The following is a 3,455-nucleotide window of genomic DNA, read 5'->3' as shown; positions in this document are numbered from 1 at the left end:
GAGGCAATCGTGGCCGCAGCGGCGCGGCCGGTGCGTTCGGCCGCCCCGGAGGCGCGCCCCGCAGGGGCCGCAAGTCCAAGCGGCAGAAGCGTCAGGAATACGACTCGATGCGGGCCCCCGAGGTCGGCGGCGTCCGGCTCCCCGACGGTCGTGGGCAGGTCCTGCGGCTGGCACAGGGTGCCTCGCTGAGCGACTTCGCGGACAAGATCGACGTCAACCCGTCGCAGCTGGTCCAGGCGCTGTTCAACCTCGGTGAGATGGTGACGGCCACGCAGTCCGTCACCCCGGAGACCCTTCAGCTCCTCGGCGAGGAGATGGGCTTCAAGGTCCAGGTCGTCAGTCCCGAGGACGAGGACCGCGAACTGCTCGACTCGTTCGACCTGTCGTTCGGCGAGGACGAGGGCGGGGAGGACGATCTCGAGATCCGTCCCGCTGTCGTCACCGTCATGGGTCACGTCGACCACGGCAAGACCCGGTTGCTCGACAGCATCCGGTCCGCGAAGGTCGGCGAGGGCGAGGCCGGCGGCATCACCCAGCACATCGGTGCCTACCAGGTCACCGTGCCGGTCGACGATATCGACCGGACGATCACCTTCATCGACACCCCGGGTCACGAGGCGTTCACCGCCATGCGTGCCCGCGGCGCCAAGTCGACGGACATCGCGATCATCGTGGTCGCGGCGGACGACGGCGTGATGCCGCAGACGGTCGAGGCGATCAACCACGCGCAGGCGGCCGACGTGCCGATCGTCGTGGCGGTCAACAAGATCGACAAGGAGGGCGCACAGCCCGACAAGATCCGTGGCCAGATGACCGAGTACGGGCTCGTCCCGGAGGAGTACGGCGGCGACACCATGTTCGTCGACATCTCCGCGAAGCAGGGGCTCAACATCGAGTCGCTCCTCGAGGCGGTCGTCCTCACCGCGGACGCGTCGCTGGACCTGCGGGCCAACCCGGACATGGACGCGCAGGGCGTGGCCATCGAGGCGCACCTCGACCGCGGACGCGGTCCGGTCGCCACGGTGCTCATCCAGCGCGGAACGCTGCGGGTCGGCGACTCGATCGTGGCGGGCGACGCGTACGGCCGGGTTCGTCGCATGGTGGACGAGCACGGGGAGGACGTCGTGGAGGCGACCCCGTCCCGTCCGGTCCAGGTGATCGGCCTGACCAGCGTCTGTGGCGCAGGCGACACCCTGATGGTGGTCGAGGAGGATCGCACCGCACGGCAGATCGCGGACAAGCGGAACGCGCGCAAGCGCAACGCGCTCGCCGCCCGGTCCCGCCGTCGGATCAGCCTCGAGGACCTGGATTCGCATCTCAAGGAGACGAGCCAGCTCAACCTCATCATCAAGGGCGACAACTCCGGTACGGTCGAGGCCCTCGAAGAGGCCCTCATGGGCATCGAGATCGACGACGAGGTGCAGTTGCGTGTCATCGACCGCGGTGTCGGTGCGGTCACCGAGACCAACGTCAACCTGGCGGCCGCATCCGACGCCGTGATCATCGGGTTCAACGTCCGCGCGGAGGGCAAGTCGACGGAGCTGGCCAACCGCGAGGGCGTGGACATCCGGTACTACTCGATCATCTACCAGGCGATCGATGAGATCGAGAGTGCGCTCAAGGGCATGCTCAAGCCGATCTACGAGGAGAAGAAGCTCGGTCAGGCGGAGATCCGCCAGCTGTTCCGCTCCTCCAAGCTCGGCAACATCGCGGGTTGCATGGTCCTCGACGGGATCATCCGACGCAACGCCAAGGCCCGTCTCATCCGCGACGGCAAGGTCGTCGTCGAGGAGATGACCGTCTCCTCGCTGCGCCGCGAGAAGGACGACGCGACCGAGGTCCGCGAGGGCTTCGAGTGTGGTCTGACGGTGACGTACTCCGACATCAAGATCGGCGACGTGATCGAGACCTACGAGCTCGTCGAGAAGCCGCGCGACTGACGTCGACGGCGACAACCCCGTGGGGGCAGGTTCCGTGGTCTGCGGGCCTGCCCCCACGGCATTCTGGGTATCGAGCGGCCGCCCGGCGGCCGCATCACGTCAAGGAGGATCGCCATGGCCGGAAAGGGACGGGCCGGACGGCTCGGCAAACGGATCGGGGAGATCGTCGCGACGGCGATCGAGCACGAGATCAAGGATCCGCGTCTCGAGTTCATCACCATCACCGATTCGCGCATCACGGCGGATCTGAGGGTGGCCACCCTCTACTACACGGTCCGGGGGAGGACGCTCGACGAGGAACCCGACATCGCCGACGCGGGTGAGGCCCTGGCGAACGCCCGGGGCCGGCTGCGCACGATGGTGGGTAAGCAGACGGGGGTCAAGTTCACTCCCGAGCTGACCTTCCGGCTGGATTCCGTACCGGATGCCGCGCGCCAGATGGAGGAGTTGCTCGCCAAGGCCCGCGCCCAGGACGAGCAGGTCCGCCGGGTGGCGGAGGGTGCGCGGCCCGCAGGGGACGAGGACCCCTACCGCAGGGACGACGAGGTGGGTCTACCGGAGGACGACGACCGGTGACCACCCTGGTGGACGCGGGCGGCGCGGCCGAGGTCCTCGCGCGGCACCGTGAGGTGACCGTGCTGTGCCACGTCCGCCCCGACGCCGATGCCCTCGGGAGTTCCGCGGGCCTGGCCCGTGCACTGCGGGCGGTCGGCGTCGTGGTCCACCAGTCGTTCGACCCGGGCACGGTGCCGGAGGCGCTCCGGGTGATCCCGGGTACGGAACACGTGGTGCCGATCGCCGAGGTGCCGGAGCACGACGGCCTGGTGGTGACGCTGGACTGCGCCAGCCCGGACCGGGTGGGCGACTGGGGACGGTTGGCCCGCTCGGCGACAGAGGTCCTCGTGGTGGACCATCACCGTTCCAACCCGGGATTCGGGACGCACCTGCTGTTGGATCCCGGGGCGGCCTCCACCGCGACCCTGGTACTCGACGTTCTCGAGGCCGGTCGCTACCCGGTCGACCCGGACCTCGCCACCAGCCTCTACGCGGGGCTCGTCACCGACACCGGGTCCTTCCGGTGGGGTGGGGCGGGTTCGCACGACACGGCCCGCCGACTGCTGGCGGCCGGGGCGGAGTCCCGGGAACTCGGTTTCGCGCTCCTCGACGCCCACCCGTTCTCCTGGCTCCGTGTGCTGGGGGATCTCCTGGGGACCGCCCGCCTGGACACCGAGGCGGCAGGGGGGCGGGGCGCGGTGTGGTTGACGGTCCCGCACGACGTCGTCGCGTCGGTCGACGAGGCCGACCTCGAGTCGCTCGTGTCCCACCTGCAGGGGGTCCGGGAGGCGGAGGTGGCGGTCCTCGTCAAGGAGATCAGACAGGGCGAGTGCGCGGTGTCGCTCCGCTCCCGCGGTGGCGACGGCGTGGACGTCTCGGCCGTGGCCTCGACGCTCGGCGGCGGTGGACACCCGGCGGCGGCCGGGTGCACCGTGAGCGGCGACCCCGGACTCGTCACGA

At 69.8% G+C, this 3,455-nt stretch carries 3 protein-coding genes; all 3 read left to right on the top strand.

Features of this window, described 5'->3' with window-relative positions; translation table 11 throughout:
• Positions 1 to 1,940: translation initiation factor IF-2 (infB, locus tag G6021_RS05360; RefSeq protein ID WP_182640800.1), on the top strand; the 1,940-nt coding region annotated here is incomplete at its 5' end.
• A 114-nt stretch (positions 1,941 to 2,054) separates the two neighbouring features.
• Positions 2,055 to 2,516, top strand: coding sequence for a 30S ribosome-binding factor RbfA (rbfA, locus tag G6021_RS05355; RefSeq protein WP_182609731.1), 462 nt, complete (start codon positions 2,055 to 2,057; stop codon positions 2,514 to 2,516).
• Positions 2,513 to 3,455: DHH family phosphoesterase (locus G6021_RS05350; RefSeq protein ID WP_182640799.1), on the top strand; the 943-nt coding region annotated here is incomplete at its 3' end. The genes rbfA and G6021_RS05350, both read left to right, overlap by 4 nt.

Source organism: Dietzia sp. CW19, from assembly GCF_014145265.1.
Classification (GTDB): domain Bacteria; phylum Actinomycetota; class Actinomycetes; order Mycobacteriales; family Mycobacteriaceae; genus Dietzia; species Dietzia natronolimnaea.
The sequence above is the reverse complement of the archived record's forward strand: the minus strand, read 5'-3'. Positions and strand labels throughout refer to the sequence as shown.